This is a genomic window from Microbacterium sp. BWT-B31, assembly GCF_041379855.1.
Taxonomy (GTDB): domain Bacteria; phylum Actinomycetota; class Actinomycetes; order Actinomycetales; family Microbacteriaceae; genus Microbacterium.
This window is the reverse complement of sequence record NZ_JBFECU010000012.1, coordinates 73,804-87,719: the sequence shown is the minus strand read 5'-3', so window position 1 is coordinate 87,719 and position 13,916 is coordinate 73,804. Positions and strand designations below refer to the sequence as shown.

At 70.5% G+C, this 13,916-nt stretch carries 7 protein-coding genes; 2 read left to right on the top strand and 5 right to left on the bottom strand.

Annotated elements, in window-relative coordinates:
* Positions 1-24: 24 nt before the first annotated feature.
* The 3 genes from AB1K54_RS13010 to AB1K54_RS13000 all read right to left on the bottom strand — a co-directional run bounded on the left by AB1K54_RS13010 (position 25) and on the right by AB1K54_RS13000 (position 8,065).
* Entirely contained in the window at positions 25-6,096 is a 6,072-nt protein-coding gene (locus AB1K54_RS13010) for an Ig-like domain-containing protein (protein WP_371203179.1), read from the bottom strand.
* A 242-nt stretch (positions 6,097-6,338) separates the two neighbouring features.
* On the bottom strand, positions 6,339-6,992 hold the full coding sequence (locus AB1K54_RS13005; protein ID WP_371203178.1) for a response regulator: 654 nt from the start codon (positions 6,990-6,992) through the stop codon (positions 6,339-6,341).
* A complete protein-coding gene (locus AB1K54_RS13000) occupies positions 6,989-8,065 on the bottom strand; it encodes a sensor histidine kinase (RefSeq protein WP_371203177.1) in 1,077 nt (358 codons plus the stop codon). The genes AB1K54_RS13005 and AB1K54_RS13000 overlap by 4 nt, the downstream gene beginning before the upstream one ends.
* Before the next feature lie 185 nt (positions 8,066-8,250).
* Here AB1K54_RS13000 and AB1K54_RS12995 point away from each other — a divergent pair, with 185 nt between their 5' ends.
* Positions 8,251-10,158: a Cys-Gln thioester bond-forming surface protein gene (locus tag AB1K54_RS12995; RefSeq protein ID WP_371203176.1), complete on the top strand. Its 1,908-nt coding sequence runs from the start codon at positions 8,251-8,253 to the stop codon at positions 10,156-10,158.
* Positions 10,159-10,244: 86 nt separating this feature from the next.
* Here AB1K54_RS12995 and AB1K54_RS12990 read toward each other — a convergent pair whose 3' ends face one another.
* On the bottom strand, positions 10,245-10,841 hold the full coding sequence (locus AB1K54_RS12990; protein WP_371203175.1) for a DNA-3-methyladenine glycosylase I: 597 nt from the start codon (positions 10,839-10,841) through the stop codon (positions 10,245-10,247).
* A 191-nt stretch (positions 10,842-11,032) separates the two neighbouring features.
* On the opposite strand from AB1K54_RS12990, the gene AB1K54_RS12985 reads away from it, so the two are divergent.
* On the top strand, positions 11,033-11,437 hold the full coding sequence (locus AB1K54_RS12985) for a glucose-6-phosphate dehydrogenase (RefSeq protein ID WP_371203174.1): 405 nt from the start codon (positions 11,033-11,035) through the stop codon (positions 11,435-11,437).
* A gap of 174 nt (positions 11,438-11,611) precedes the next feature.
* On the opposite strand, the gene AB1K54_RS12980 is transcribed toward AB1K54_RS12985, so the two are convergent.
* Positions 11,612-13,720, bottom strand: a complete 2,109-nt coding sequence (locus tag AB1K54_RS12980; protein ID WP_371203173.1) for an acyl-CoA dehydrogenase — start codon at positions 13,718-13,720, stop codon at positions 11,612-11,614.
* Positions 13,721-13,916 lie beyond the last annotated feature (196 nt).

Here is a 13,916-nt window from a genome sequence, read left to right as displayed (position 1 = left end):
AAGGGGACGGATGCCGCGGCGCGGTCACCAGGTGAGTCGTTGCGCCTCACCCCAGCCCTGGATGTCGACCCACGCCTGCTGTCCGGGGTAGCCGAAGTAGCAGGTGAGCTCGACCGTGCCGTTGCGCGGCAGGGACACCGTGCGCCAATTGTTCGGGCCGTCGGCGCTGTCGTTGCATCGCACGCTGTAGCTGCCCTCCGGGAAGTCCTGCACAGTGACCGCCAGGTAGGCGCAGTACTGCGAGCCGCAACCGGATTGTCCCTGAGCGGAGCCGCCCTTCGTCGTGCGCGCCGTCGGCTGCGGCGGGTCGTTGGTGCGGGCGGAGGCGGAGGCGACCGCACTGGTCTGGCCCTCGGTGTCGATCGCGCGAACCTGGATCGAGTGGGTCTGCTGGTAGCCGTCGCCGACGACCGCGCTCCCGCCGGAGGCGCCTCGGTTCTGCCAGCCGCCGCCATCGATGTTCGTCTCGATCCGCGCGATGGGCCTGCCGTTGGCCGCCGGGACGCTCCACGAGACCGTGACCGACGTGCCGTTGTTCGTCGCGCCCGCGCCCGGCGTGTTCACCGGTCCGTACGGCTTCTGCGCGGCGAAGGCGGCCGAGGCGGCGCCGTCGTAGCGCACACCGTCCATCGACGTGTAGGCGCGCAGGCGCACCGAATAGTCCGTGCCATTGGTGAGACCGGTGATCGTGGAGCCGTTGAACGCGGCCCAGCCGCCGCCGTTGAGCGAGTACTCGTAGCGCAGCTCGGTGTCGTTCGCACCGTTGCCGGCCGCCTTGGTGAATCCGACGGTCAGCTGGTGGTCGCCCGGCTGAACCGACGTCACCGTCGGCTCTCCCGGCGCGACGAACGCGCGCCGCGGGGCGGAGGTCGCACCCCACTCGCCCCAGCCGGCCTTGTTCGAGGCCCGCACCCGGAACGTGTAGTCGGTCGTCGACGTGCCGACCACGACGGCCTGGGTATGCTGCGTCGGAGCGATCCCCGGGATCGTGCGGACAACGGTTGATCCCTGCATCACCTGCAGCTCGTAGCCGGTGATCGCCGCGCCGTTGGTCATCGGCTCGTCCCACGACACCTCGAGCTGAGCCTGTGCGCCGACCGGGTCGAGCCGCGCGACGCTGGGCGACGCGACCGGCTCGGGCGCCTTCGCGGGCACCTCGGTCGCCGACCACCCGCTCCAGCTCGACGGTTCGGGCGCGCGGTTGTGCGCCATGACCCGCACGCGGTAGGCGACGCCGTTCTCGAGTCCCGTCCAGACGTAGTCGTTGCCCGTGAGGTCGGCCTTCTGCGAGATGCCCGACGGCGGGGCCGGCGAGATCTCGAGGGTGAACTTCTCGACCGGCGAGCCGGGCGTCGTCGGGGTGACCCACGCAATCGACAGGCTCTTGTCGCCGAACGCCGTGAACGTCGGCGGGTTCGGGGTGTCGGGCCGCGCGTCGGGGCGCGCCGTCTCGGACGGCGGCGACGGGTCGGAGTCGGCGACGCGGTTGGTCGCGATCACTGTGAAGTTGTACTCGACGTTGTTCGTCAGCTTGTCGAGCGTGCACGTCGTCGCCGCGCACTCCTTCGTGTAGTCGCCGTTGACCGACGACACCGTGTACGAGGTGATCTCGGCGCCGTTGTCAGCCGGCGGGGTCCACGACAGCACCACGGTGCGGTCCTGCACGCTCGACACGGTCGGCTTGCCCGGGGCATCCGGCCGCCCCTGCACCGTCACGAGGATGCGACCTTCGACCTCGCGGTCGACGTCGGCGGTGGCGTCCTGGATGCGGTAGCGCACGACCATCGATCCGAAGAAGGTCTTGCCGGGGCTCACCTCGACCTTGTCGCCCTTGACCTCGGCCGTGCCCTCGCCGGTCTCGGTGACCGCACCCACCACCTTCAGCGGGGTCTCGGGGAACGGGTTGAAGTCGTTGGCGAGCACATCGACGGTCACTGTCTTGCCCTGGTGCGCCTCGTCGACGACGTCGTCGGTCGCGGTGGGCAGCGAGCGGGTGGATGCCGTCACAGTGACGAGGATCGTGCCCTCGATCGGCTCCGTCTCGCCGTCGTCGATGCGGACCTTCAGCGTCGCCTGGGTGTCCTTCGGCGTGTTCGAGGCGGCGCCCACGCTCAGGATCGACCCGGACACCGACGCGGTCAGGCCCGCCGGCGCACCGCCGATCAGCGTGTAGGTCATCTTGGCGACATCACCGGGGTCGGGGTCGGTCGTGAGGGGACGCAGGTCGAGCGTCGTGGCGTCCTCACCGGGGGCCACGCTCACCTGCCCGTTGAGGAAGGTCGGCTGCTGGTTCGCCGGGGGCAGCACCGTGATCGGGATCGTCAGCGTCGCCTTGCGGCCCTCCGGGTCGTCGGGCCCCGTGCCGTCGGTGACCTCGAAGGTGATGGCGTCCTGACCGAAGTACCGTTCGGCAGAGGTGTAGACGAGCGTCTTCTGGTCCTTCACGAGGTTCGCGCCGTTGGAGTGCGCGGCGACGACCTTCGCCGCCTCGGTGATCACGACCGGGTTGCCTCCGGCGGCGCGCACATGGTCGGCGAGCGGAATCTCGATCGTCTCGCCCGAGACGACCTCGATCGGCTTGGTCGAGGCGAGGGTCGGCGGCAGATCGGCGAGCGCGGGCACCCGCACGAACGCCGTCGCGGTGAGGCCGTCCTCGTCGGTGATCGTGTAGGTCAGCAGGCGCTCTTCGTCGTCGAGCGTGATGCGCAGCCTCTTGTCGGCGAGAAGCTTGGCCTTGTCGCCGAAGACCTCGACCTTCAGCGCGTCGATCGTGCCGTCCGGGTCCTCGTCGTTGGCGAGGATCTCGAGGTCGACGGTGTCTTCCTCCACGTCGTGGGCGAGCACGCGATCGTCGCGCGCGATCGGCGCGAGCAGCGGCACGTCTTCATCGACCGACACCTGGATGACGGCGACCGACCGCGCACCGCGGGCGTCGCTGATCGTGTACTGCAGCGAGGTCTGCATCGGGGAATCCGGCGCCGTGACGAGCACGCGGTCACCGAGCACCGTGGCCTTCAGGCCCGGCACGTCGGGCAGGATGAGGCCGTTCTTCAGCAGCGAGAGCTGGTCGCCCTCGGGGTCGGAGTCGTTCGCGAGCACGGGGACGGCGACCGTGCGACCCGGGCGCATCACCACGGAGTCCTTCACCGCATACGGGGCCTGGTTGCTCTCGCCGGGCGGCGCGATGCCCACCTGGATCGTCGCCGTCGCCTCTTTGCCGAGGTGGTCGCGCACGCGGTACGTGAACTCGTCGAGGCCTGAGGCCGAGGCATCCGCCCGATAGGTGATCGTCGAGGCGGTGATCTCGTCGATGCGCCCCTTGCCCGGCGCCGATGCGATGCCGAGCAGCTCGACCGAGTCGCCGTCGGCGTCGATTCCGTCCAGCGGCACCGAGACCGTGACGGTCGACCCGGCAAGGACCCGGGTCGTCAGGTCTCGGGGCCGCGGGGCCTGATTGGTCTCGAGATTGACCGGCAGCACCTGGATGGTGAGGTACGCCGCGTCTTTCTGACCCGTGCTGTCGACCGCCTCGTAGGTGGCGTAGACGGTGCCGGGCTGGTCGGAGGCGTGGAAGCGCACGGTGTCCTGCGAGACGAAGATCTCGCCGTCCTCGGCATCGGGCAGCGGTGCCACCAACTGCGGAGCGACGTGGATCGTGTCGCCGTTCGGGTGATAGTCGTTCGCGAGCACCGGGATCGTCACGATGTCGCCCGCGCGCACCACGACCTCGTCGTCGTTCGCAACCGGCGGCAGCAGCTTCGACGGCGCCGGGATCGGGATCACGACGACCTCGCCCTCGGCACTGGAGCGCCCGTTCGAGATCGTGTAGCGGATGGTCACCTGCTCGCTGAGCGCGCCCTGGTCGCTGACGCGGAGGGTCTCGTGGCCGAGCACCGACACCGAGATGCCGCTGCCGGGGTCGACCTGCACCGACTGCACCACGAGAATGCCGCCGGCGGGGTCGGTGTCGTTCGCGAGCACGTTGACGAGCGTCTCGCGGCCGCTCGGCAGCAACGCGATGTCGCGCACCGCGATGGGAGCGGCATCCGGATCGATCTCGTCGCCGATGACGTCTACGCGCACCACGCCCGCCGCGGTGGGCACGCCCGCCGAGACGAGGTACTGCACGTAGTAGACCCCGACGGCGGTCGACGAGAACGTGAAGGTGCTGTTGGCGAAGTCGGGTGAGATCGTGGCGCCGGCCACCTCGTCGACGCGGCTCAGTCGCAGCGGCTCGCGGCTCGCGTTAGTGTCGTTGAGCAGCGGCGAGACCGTCACGGTCTTTCCGGCGCGCACCACGACGTGGTCGGCGTTGGCGATCGGCAGCGTCGAGCCCACGGGCCGCACGTCCAGGCGCAGGACGCCCTCGGTGATCTCGGTGCCGTCAGACACGAAGACCTTGACGTCGACGCGCCCGAGCGCTCCGCCGATCGCGCGGTAGGTGATGCCGCCGTCGGGCGTGATGTCGACCTCGTCGCCGGGTGCGGGCTCGACCGATGTGAGCACCACGTCGTCGCCGTCGGGGTCGATCCAGTCCGGCAGCACGTTGTAGGTGAGCACTCCGCCCGACTCGACAGTGAGCGCCGTGACGCGCTTCTGCTTGGGGGCGGCGTTGCGATCCCAGTCGTGCACGCTGACGGTGACCGAAGCGGTCGCCGTGCCCTGGCGCCCGTCATCGACCTGATAGGGGAACGATGCCGAGCCCGTCGCGCCCTCGGGCACGGCGATCTGGAACCCGGCGCCGTTGTCGATCACCTGAACCTCGCCGAGCGAGGGCTGCCCGTCGCTGAGGCTGACGGTGAGCACGTCGCCGTCGGCGTCGCTGTCGTTGTCGAGCACCGGGAGCAGCGTCGTGCGCCCCGGGCGGACCCCGAACTCGTCGTCGGTGGCGACCGGCGGGGTGTTGATCTCGGACCGCTCGGGAAGGGTCGTCTCGACGGTCTCTTCGACCGTCTCTTCGTCGTTCTGCTCCGTCTCGCCCTCAGGAGGAGTGATGTCGTCCCAGTTGTCGACCTGCTGAAGGGTGTCGCTCGCCGTCCAGGCCGAGCCGCCCACCACGTCGTTGAGCACGATCACATCGCGGTTCACGCGGAACGCCAGCTCGGCATCGTCCTTCGCACCCGGCACGTCCACCGCGAGATCGTCACCCTCGCCCAGGCAGTCGCGCACGAACCTCAGCGATCCCGACCACGCCCCGTACGCGCACCCGCCGAGATACACCGGCGCCGTCGGCACGCCCTGCGGTCCGGCCGACACCTCGACCGGCTCGGAGCCGTCGAGCGGCACGCGCAGCAGCGCTCCGGCCGTGGCCACCGTGACGGAGTCGGTGGCCGCTCCCGGCTGTTGCAGCACGGCCGTGCCGGTGCTGCCCGGGATCGACGCGCGCAGTCCGCCGGTGCTGTAGAGCGTGTTGTCGGCGCCGTCGAGCACGACCGCCGTGGAGCCGACCGCCGTGATGGTCGCCTTCGACGACGACGAGAGCCCGTCGAGCTTTGAACGGGATGCCTCACCCGGCGCGCCCTCGGCGTCGACCGGGATCGTCACGACCTCGCCGTCTGCGGGCGAGACCGCGTACACGGTCCCGTCGAGGCCGACCGCGGCATCCGCCCCCGCGCCCAGCTTGGCCACGGGCGCGTCGGTGGCCACCTCGAAACCGCCCAGCCCCCTGGCCGGCACGACCCACAGCGCGCCCTTCGTCCGGTCGAGAATCGCCAGCGTCGACCCGCCGAGCACCGTCTTGGCGCCGTTGGGAAGGTGGGCCGTCTCGCCGAGCACGACCATCGCGGGGTCGATGCGGGTCACGCTGGAGGCCTCGGCGTCGAGCACGAAGACGTTCGTGCCCGACTGCAGGATGTCGTAGTCCTTCGTCGCCGTGCGCAGGCCCGCGTCGAGCACGGTCGACTCGTGGTTGAAGTGGCCGACGAGCAGGCCGGACTGCTTCGTCACCCACACTCCGCCGTCGTGAAGGTCGACCTCGGTCGTGGGAAATCCCTCGGAGACGACCGCCATCGTCGCGATGACGGCGGCAGCCACGGTGACGATACCGGTCGACGCGAGCGCGCGCGGGCGCGCTCGAAGCCACGACGACGCTTTCACAGGATTCGGCCTCCTTCGGGCGGGGTCGATGGTCGGCGCGGCGACAGACGAATCGATTCGACAGACACACGGGCACCTCGTGCGTGCAGAGAGCCTGCACAGCCTACCTTGAGCGGCTGGAGCCGCCGATTCGGCTGTGGACAACGCCGACACGCGGCGTCATGGCGCCTCGAGCAGGCTACATTCGAGGCCGCCGCAGCGCCGATGGGCACAAATCCCCACCGGCTGCCGTTCTCACAGGGTCACACCGCGTCGAGGTCGGCCTCGAGCGCGAGAATCGCCGTCTGGGTGCGGTTCGAGGTGCCGAGCTTGGTCATCGCCCCCGCGAGGTAGGCCTTCACCGTCGACTCCGCCAAGAAGAGGCGCCGGGCGATGTCCGCGTTCGACAGGCCCTCGGCGACGAGACTCACCACAGCCCTCTCCTGCGGCGCGAGCGCGTACAGCGCCTCCCGCGCCGCCGCGCGGCCTCCTGAGGCGCTCGCACTCGCGATCATGAGCAGCCGTCGCGCGGCCGCGGGCGACAGCACCGAGTTGCCTGCGGCCGCGTCGCGGATTCCGTGCTTCAGCTCCTCGGGCGTGGACTCCTTGAGGAGGAAGCCGACCGCGCCCGCGCGCAGCGCCGGGACGAGGTACTCGTCGGTGAGATAGCTCGTGAGCACGACGATTGCCACCTCAGGGTGCTCACGGCGGATGCCGATGATGGCGTCCAGCCCGTCCAGCACGGGCATCCGCATGTCGAGCAGAACGACGTCCGGGTGCAGCTCGCGCACCAGCGCGATCGCCTCGGCGCCATCGGCGCCCTCGCCGACCGTTTCGAGGTCGGGTGCGGTCGACAGCAGTCGCACGATGCCGGCCCGCACCAGCTCTTCGTCTTCGACGACCAGAACCCGGATCATGCGCCCTTCCTCGGCAGGCGCGCCCAGAGCCGGAATCCGCCGCCGGACGTCGGGCCGGACTCGAACGTCCCGCCCAGAAGGCCGACTCTCTCGCGCAGCCCGGTGAGACCGAACCCGCCCGTCGTGTGCCCGCTCGGAGGCGAGGCCGGCGCATCGTTCTCCACCGTCACCCCCACCCCGCCGTCCAGCTGTTCCACGACCACCCGGGTCGGCGCGCCGGGCGCGTGTCGCACCGCGTTCGTGAGCCCTTCGCGCACGACCCGCTCGACGGTGCGATCGACGAGATCGGGGGGGTCACTCGTGGCGACGCGCTGGTCGAGCACCACCGGCTGACCGACCAGCCCGGCATCCCTGACCAGGTCGGCCAGTCCCGTGGCGGACACCGTCGCCGCGACGATCGGCGACGCAGACGTCAGCGCCAACAGCATGGTCCGCAGTTCTGAGAGCGCGGCCCGGCCGGTCTCGGCGATCTGCCGCGCCAGACCGTGCACATTCTCGTCGTGCGTCTCGGTGTCGATGATCTCTGCCTCGATCACGGTGAAGCTGATCCGCTGCGCAACCACGTCGTGCACCTCCCTGGCCAGCGCTTCACGTTCGGCGACACGGGCGGCCAGCACCGCCGCCTTGGCGGCGCGCTCGGCCGACCTGCGCTGTTTTCGCTGGAAGCGTCCCGCGGCATAGAAGAACAGCAGTTCGAGGATCGTGCTCCACAGGCCCGCCGAATCGGTCTTCACATCGCTGAGCAACCACGCCGGCAAGGTGATGACGACCGCCGCGAGCGCAGCGAACAGGCCGACCGTGGCTGACCCGACGTAGCAGCCGACGGCGTGCATGGCCACCAGCGCCGCCACCACCGGCGTGACCAGCGCCGCGACCAGGCAGCAGGCGAGCAGGACGAGCGGATGCGACCGCCGCACGAGCACCACGAGCGCCGTGGCGCCCTGCGCGGCGAACTCGACCCAGGGCGGGACCCAGCCGACGCCCGCGTCCACGCGCAGGAACACGACGACCGCACCGCCGGCGGCGCACGCCAGCGCGACGTACGCGTCGACCGGCTTGATCCGGGTGTCCACGCAGTCCACGTTAGGACGGCCGCACTCACCGCGCCACGGGTCGGCCGGCGGCCGGCTGAGCGCGGGCGATGTCAAGCCGGGCGCTACCGACTTTCGACGGTGGCGATGACCTCGTTCGGGCGTATTGCCCGTCCTGGCGAAGCCGAAGCATGGAGGTATCGACCCCCGTTCAGAGAGATGGAATCATGAGAACCCTCAACGTCGTCACCGCAACCGCGATCTCAGCCGGACTGGTGGTCGCGGCACCGATGGCCGCGGTGGCAAACGAAGCCGACCTCGCCGAGCCCCCCGACCCGGGCCCTGTGGCAACGGTCACCGCGCCGGATCCGTCGGAGGATGCCGCAGATGCGGCAGTCGCTCCGCCGGGCGAGCCGGGCGCGGCCGAGACCGCACCCAGCGATCCGCTCGTCGCGCCCGCCCCGGAAGCCCAGCCCGACACCGACACCGCCGACACCGCAGTCGCAGCCGAGACTGCGGGTGATGCCGCAGCCGACACCGCAGTCGCAGCCGAGACTGCGAGTGACGCCGAAGAGGTCGTGCCCCTCGCGACCGATCAGGCGCCCATGCTGGCCGCCGAAACGGCAGCCGTGTATCCCGACCCCGACTACAACCCGCACTGGAACGACGGCGGCGTCGACGGCATCCCTTGCGACTACTGGCGCTTCGCTGAGATCCCCGGTGCCGAGTCGGGCAAGGACTGGTCCGGATGGAACGACCAGCCTCAGCTGCACATCATGCGCCACCAGCTCATCGACGACGACGGCACCACCCGCATGGTCTACGAACGCGACATCGCCGACAGCTGGTACCACGCCCCGGAGGGCCGTGAGACGGTCCGCCCCGACCCCGACGGCATCCACTGGGAGAACAGCGCCGCCCAGCAGACGGTGCTGGTCAACGGCTACCGCGGCGGCAACGACCTCGCCGCCCGCGCTGCCGATGCCCGCGCTCTGCTGGAACGAGCGGGCGCGCGATTCACCGTGCCCGACGGCATGCCCGCGGAGCATCTCGATGGCTACTACGAATACACCGCCTACCAGGCGACGCAGTTCGCGGTCTGGTACTTCTCGACCGGTCACAACGTCATGGGACTGTTCTTCGACGTCGACGAGGCGAACAACGTGACGCTCTCGCAGCAGGCGCTCGCCCAGTTCGAGATGGACGTCGAGAGCCCCTGGCAGAACAGCCACACCAGCGACCGCACCGCGGTCTTGGACGCCGCCGCGTGGCTCATCGAGCAGGCTCTTACGACGAACGCCGTTATGCCGCAGCCCGGGTTCGTCTCCGAAGGCTACGTGCGCAACACGGACGGCTCGACCGACTACGGCTTCACCGCCACGCTCGTCGGCGGCGCGGGCGACGTGCACGTGGAGCTGCGCACCGCCGACGGCTCGTCCGTTCCGGCGGGCGTGGAGCTGGTGGATGCCGCCGGCCGCGTGATCGACGCGGTCACCCCCGGTCAGCGGGTGTACATCCGGATTCCGTCCGGCATGCAGGCTGCAGACCTGCCGGCCTTCCAGCTCTGGGGCTCCGCACAGGGGACCGAGCCGGGCAGCCCGTACTTCTACACCGGCTGGGACCGGATCAACAACGACCCGGGGACGACCGACCCCGACACCGGCGAATGGATCCCGGCGGCCCGCCAGCACTGGTTCATCGGGCTGGGCGACCTGGATCGCGTTGCGACGGCCTGGGACTGGATCGGCCTGGTCCTCGCTGAGGAGCCTTCGGCGCCGCTCGACCCGGGCGACCCCAGCGACCCGGGCGACCCCAGCGACCCCGGCGACCCCAGCGACCCGGGCGACCCCAGCGACCCCGGCGACCCCGGCGACCCCGGCGACCCGGGCGACCCCGGGAACCCGGCCGACCCCGCCGACCCGGTCGTGCGCGGCGACGACGGCAGCATGCGAACCGTCACCGGCACGACGAGCGTCGCGGTCGGCAACGCGCCCACGCGCGAAGCGCTCGCGCAGACCGGATCCGAGACCGGCTCCGAGACCGCGCCGTGGCTCGTCGCCGGAGCGACGATCACGCTGATCGGCACGGGACTGGTGCTGGCGGGTCGGCAGCGCCGCCGCGGGCACGCGGACTGAACCGGCCGACAACAGACAAGGGGCCCGGTGGCGCAAATGAGCGCCCCGGGCCTCTGGCGTGCCCCGAAGCTCGCCGGGGCCCTCCGTCACGCGACCGCGCCTGAGCGCCAGCATCCTTCGATGTGATCGTCGACCATGCCGGCCGACTGCATGAGCGCGTACATCGTGGTCGGCCCCACGAAGCGGAACCCGCGGGCGAGCAGCGCCTTGCTCATCGTCTTGGACTGCGGGGTCGAGGCGGGAACATCCGCGAACGATCGGGGCCGGGGGCCGGCCGGTGGCGCGAACGACCACATCAACGCGTCGAGCTCCCCCTCGCTCATGTCGGCGACCACCCGCGCGTTCGAGATCGTGGCGAGGATCTTCGCGCGGTTGCGAACGATGCCGGCATCCGCCATCAGGCGCTCGACGTCATCGTCGCCGAAGCGCGCGACCGCGTCGGGTTCGAACATCGCGAACGCCTCGCGGAACCGTGGGCGCTTTCGCAGGATCGTGATCCACGACAGTCCCGCCTGGAACCCCTCGAGGCTCAGCTTCTCGAACAGCGCCCGGTCGCCGTGCAGTGCCACACCCCACTCCTGGTCGTGGTACCGGCGATACTCGGCATCGGCCCCGGCCCACGCGCAGCGCGCGACACCGTGCTCGTCGACGACGAGGTCGGCAGAGCGGATGCCAGGACTCACGCCCTCACGCTACCGCGAGACTCCCCCGGCCCCGGCGCGGGGGGCAGACCAAGCAGGCACCTGCTGGTCACCGACCGGTCACCTGCTCGCCGCCGACCGGTCACCCGCAGACCCGGCGCGACGAACCGCCGAATGCGCTTACCGTTAAGGGGTCGGGTCTTTCGCCCGGCGCAGCAAGGGAGGCAACCGCCATGAAGATCGTCGCATCAGCCGACTGGCGGGACGCCATACCGTTCGAGACTCCTGTGCTTGTCGCCGACATCGTCCCGGGCGAGCCGACGCGGTGCTTCACGTGCGGCCCCGAGTCCGAGCCGCGCGAACGCACCGAGCTGTGGGCGCTCAAGCACCGGCATCCGAAGAACCATGACGGATTCGTGCGCTTCTACTGCCTCGACCACCGCCCGGTCTTCACCCGCCCTGTCACGGCCGCGCCCAGTCCTGCTGCGCGCGCGGCGGCCTCCCGTGCCCCGCGACCGCGCACCGAGCGCGTCGCGAAGCCGGTGATCCCCGAGCGTCAGCGCGCGATGTGCCCGAACTGCTTCGTCGAGGTCTCGGCGACCGGCGAGTGCGGCATGTGCGGCTGGTCGGCGAGCTGACCCTCCGACCGACCGCCGGAGAGGAATCGAGGGGACCGCAGCCCCACCTGTGCGGCCCCCTCGTGAAGCGAGCAGCGCTTCATCGGTGCGCTGCGTCCTGCCTTCACCGAAGAAATGACCGGAACCCCCTCATTCCCGACACGTCCTTGTGGAATCGTTACCGTTCCGTGACGCTCACTTCTTCTTCTTGAGCGACTTCTCCGACACCGGGGCGTCCCCCGACGCGGCCAGCGCGCGGTAGTGTTCGCGCGCCTCGTCCTGGCGCTGCTGCTCGGCTCCCGACGCGATCGGCGCGCGCACGTGCTCGGGCTCGAACCCGAAACCGTCGACGAGGTCCTGCGCGTGCGGGCGCAGGCGCGCGACGAGGCGGTCGATGTAGCGCGAGACGGATGCCGCGCGCTGCGTCGACAGGCGCCCATTGATGAGGTGCCACGCGAGGTGCTTCTCGACCAGGTGCAGCCCGAACAGGTCGCGCAGCCACGTGAGCACGAGCTTCGTGCCCTCGTCGTCGATGCGGTGGACGCCGTCGGTGAAGGCCTCCCACTGCAGCAGCTCGCCGTGGGCGCGCGCGGCCTCGATCAGCTCGGCCTGGTGCGCGTTGAACAGGGCCGCCGCCTCAGCCGGCGACAGCTTGCCCGCAGGGCGCAGCGCGGCCGCGACATCCGCGATCATCTGCTCGACGCGACCGGCCAGCAGCGCGTGCTGCTGGTCCTCGCGCAAGCCGAACTCGACCGAACGGGCCGTCGAGCCCAGATCGGCGACGGCCTGCCCGAGCTGGCGCAGTCCCGCGCCGTGGAACACCTTGCCGGCGGCCTGGCGGGCGGCGAAGCGGGCGAGGGTCGCGGCATCTGCCCCCTTGAACTGCTTCGCGTAGTCGTTCAGCAGGCGCTTGCCGACCAGCTGCAGCAGGATGTTGTTGTCGCCCTCGAAGGTGACAAAGACGTCGAGGTCCTGGTGCAGGCCCACGAAGCGGTTCTCGGCGAGGAATCCCGACCCCCCGCACGCCTCGCGGCACTCCTGGATCGTGTCCATGGCGTTCCAGGTCGACAGAGGCTTGAGCGCGGCGGCGAGGGTCTCGAGGTCTTCGCGCTCCTCGGGGGTGTCGTTGCGTCCCGAGAAGACGCCGTCGAACTTCTTCAGCAGCTCGTCGTGCGAGAAGAACTGCGCGTAGGTCTGGGCCAGAAGCGGCAGCAGGCGCCGCTGGTGCTTGCCGTAGTCCAGCAGCACGACCTCGTCGGTGCCGGCGCCCGAGTCGAACTGCCGGCGCTGGCCCGCGTACGTGATCGCGATGTACTCGGCGAGCGCGGCGCCGGTCGTCGACGCCCCGTCGAGCGACACGCGGCCCTGCACCAGGGCGCCGAGCATCGTGAAGAAGCGGCGGCCCGGCGACGGGATCTCAGACGAGTACGTGCCGTCCTCGTCGACCTGGCCGTAGCGGTCGAGCAGGTTGAAGCGCGGCACGCGCACGTGGTCGAACGCGAGCCGGCCGTTGTCGATGCCGTTGAGGCCGCCCTTCACGCCGTCGTCCTGGCTCGTGACGCCCGGGAGCATGCCGCCCTCGTCGTCGCGGATCGGCACGAAGAAGCAGTGCACGCCGTAGTTGACGCCCCCGGTGATCAGCTGCGCGAAGACGGTGGCCGCCTTGCCATGCAGCGCCGCGTTGCCGAGGTAGTCCTTGTACGCGCCGCGGAACGGCGTGTGGATCACGAACTCCTGCGTCTCGGGGTCGTACGTCGCGGTGGTGCCGATGGCCGCGACATCCGACCCGTGCCCGGTCTCGGTCATGGCGAACGCGCCCGGCAGCGACAGGTCGATGATTCCCGGAAGCCACTGGTCCCAGTGCTTCTTGGTGCCGAGCTGATACACGGCCGAGCCGAACAGGCCCCACTGCACGCCCGACTTGATCTGCAGGCTCGGGTCGGCGAGCACGAGCTCCTCGAACCCCGCGAGGTTCGCGCCGTTGTCCTCGCCGCCCCCGTACTCCTTGGGGAACGCGCGGCGCGAGCCGCCGTGTTCGACGAGCAGGTGCAGCTGGCTGAGCACGCGCTCGCGGTGCTCGGGCATCGGCTGGCCGTCGATGCGCCAGAACGCCGGGTCCTTGATCATCTCGCGCGACTCGCGGCGGGTGTGAGCCCACGTGCCGAGCAGCAGATCGGTGACCGCGGCGACATCGATGCGGGGATCGGATGCCTCCTGCGCGCTGTGTGCGGCGGTGGGCGCGCCTCCGGCGGGCGTGCGCTTGCTCGTGGCGGGCTTCTTGGTACGGACGGCGGCGTCAGCCATGGCATCACCTTTTCGGCATCGACAGGGAAGTTCATCCCTGACCGTAGGACTCCCACAACTTCGGACCAAACGGCTTGGCAATCCTCCACAACCACGCCGGACGACGTCGGGCCAGCGGATTGTGCGGACCCGACAGCATCCGGGTGCTCGACCCGCGCCCCCTGCGCTTCTGGCGAGTCGCCGCAACGTGCCGAAG

Excerpts from the sequence above, each read along its gene's own strand:
- AB1K54_RS13005 (WP_371203178.1), bottom strand. The coding sequence starts at position 6,992 with ATGATCCGGGTTCTGGTCGTCGAAGACGAAGAGCTGGTGCGGGCCGGC.
- AB1K54_RS12995 (WP_371203176.1), top strand. The coding sequence starts at position 8,251 with ATGAGAACCCTCAACGTCGTCACCGCAACCGCGATCTCAGCCGGACTG.
- AB1K54_RS12985 (WP_371203174.1), top strand. The coding sequence starts at position 11,033 with ATGAAGATCGTCGCATCAGCCGACTGGCGGGACGCCATACCGTTCGAG.
- AB1K54_RS12980 (WP_371203173.1), bottom strand. The coding sequence starts at position 13,720 with ATGGCTGACGCCGCCGTCCGTACCAAGAAGCCCGCCACGAGCAAGCGC.